Genomic DNA, 2,071 nt, shown 5'->3' with positions numbered 1-2,071 from the left:
ATGTAAACCTGTCAGGCGCGCCATGCTACCTCACAACATTCTGGGACTCCTGTCACCAACATTCATTCGCCTACGCAGCGAATGGGAGATGCCCTGGTCGCCCTGCGTCCGTCTCGACTACGCACAAAACCCTGCTCCGTTAAGACTACCTCAAATGGCTGGACGGCTATTCGGAATGCAATTCTTGCCTCCCTCGCGCGCTACTAGCGCACTTCGGATCAGCGAATTGCCCTGTCGCCTACCAGGGACTAAATATCATCACTCCGCTTAGGCTCCGTTTCCCTGATTTTAAGCGGCAGCAACCCAGTATTTTAATTGGAATTCTTACAGAAGTAAGAGGAGGTGATGGCATGGAAGCTCGTGTTGTTGAAGAGTTTACAACAGAAACACCTTTGCTGACCATTGGTAATGAACAGATGTTGGCGGCTAATATCGGTTCTTATGTGATTATTCGACAGGCTAGTATTGCAGTTCTGGTGATGGTTTTTAAAATGCGTGAAGAAGATCGTTTTGAACAGGGAGCTCGATTGTCTGACCGTTTCTTTTCTTTAATTCCCGTAGGAGAATTAAAAGAAGATGAAACCTTTATTCGTGGCGTTCGCCATTACCCAACCCCGGGTGCTAAAGTTTATGCCGTTGGTCTTGCTGAAATTAATGCTATCTTTTCTCAATTTAGAAGCTATGAGTTTTTTATTGGGCAACTTTCAGCGCATAAGGATTATCATTTAAGCCTTGATCCACGTGCCTTATTTGGACGACATTTTGCCATTGTAGGGCAGACAGGTTCAGGTAAATCGTGGACTGTTACCAGTTTAATTCAGCATACTATTAAATCCATGCCTAAGAGCAATCTTATTTTGCTGGATTTGCATGGTGAGTACTGCTGGAAAGATGATGCCGGAAATATTCAATCGGCTTTTCCACCTGAAAGTGTCAACTATGTTGAAGCGACTGAATTAGAAATGCCTTACTGGATGATGACTTATGCGGAATTAATCGACTTATTTATTGATCGTTCAGATTCCGGGGCTTCGATTCAAATGGCATTTATGCGCGAGGTTTTACAGCAATTAAAGCGCGAATCAGCTAAAGAACTCGGTCTGGGTGTGGTGTCGGTTGATACGCCTATTTATTTTTCCCTGGCTGAAATGTACCGCCAATTTAAAAATGCCAATGAAGAGCGCAAAGACTTTGGTAAGGTAACCGGTGCATTATTTGGTCAGTTTGATGAATTTTTAGTGCGTATGCAGAGCCGCTTTAATGATGTGCGTTATGACTTTTTACTGAAACCAAAAAAACGCAATAAGTCAGAAACAATGGCTGATTTATTACGTGAGTTTGTCGGTGTTGGGGCATATGATTCGAATGTTACGGTGATTGATTTAAGTTCAATTCCAACAGATGTAAGGCCTGCTGTTTGTGCACAGGTAGGTAGACTTGCATTTGAATTCAATTACTGGAACCCAAGGCGGCGTGAGTTTCCTATTACTTTACTCTGTGAAGAAGCCCATGCTTATATTCCCCGGGAAAAGAATAGCCAATATGAGGGAACTAAACGTCAGATGGAGCGTATTGCCAAAGAAGGACGTAAATATGGAGTATCAATAGGAGTGGTGAGTCAGCGACCGACTGAACTTTCTGAGACTATGTTAGCGCAATGTAGTTCATTTATCTGCTTGCGCACGACTAACCCGGATGATCAGGACTATATTAGTGGCCTGGTTCCTGATGCTGAGGGTGATTTAGCGGATATATTGGCATCATTAGGAAGGGGTGAGGCGTTAATATTGGGCGAGGCCGCACCATCAATGGCATTGGCTTAAGCCATTACCCCCTTCGGTTAAGAGCCCGCACGAATGCAATCGCATGAGAAATCACTTTACCCATTTCAAATCTACATTAGGCCGTCGATTCACACCCCCGCCATTTGTTCACAGGCTTTTTGGATTTCCTAATATAGGATCGACCCGGTCTGAGCTTTTGATGATTTCGTGAAATAGAGCTGACAATGTCATCCATCACTTTTTTGATACAGCGTGCCGGAACAAACATGATATCTTCCAGATGCCTC

The 2,071-nt window shown here is 44.0% G+C and carries 2 protein-coding genes; both read left to right on the top strand.

All coding sequences use genetic code 11. From position 1 onward, the window contains the following. Positions 1–81: 81 nt before the first annotated feature. Positions 82–207, top strand: a complete 126-nt coding sequence (locus tag CDZ78_RS23645) for a hypothetical protein (RefSeq protein WP_263459175.1) — start codon at positions 82–84, stop codon at positions 205–207. A gap of 143 nt (positions 208–350) precedes the next feature. After that, positions 351–1,823 (top strand): ATP-binding protein, encoded by a 1,473-nt coding sequence (locus CDZ78_RS08715; RefSeq protein WP_087869672.1) that lies wholly within the window; start codon positions 351–353, stop codon positions 1,821–1,823. Positions 1,824–2,071 lie beyond the last annotated feature (248 nt).

This window comes from Bathymodiolus platifrons methanotrophic gill symbiont, assembly GCF_002189065.1.
GTDB lineage: Bacteria > Pseudomonadota > Gammaproteobacteria > Methylococcales > Methylomonadaceae > Methyloprofundus.
This window is presented reverse-complemented; position numbering and strand designations above follow the sequence as displayed.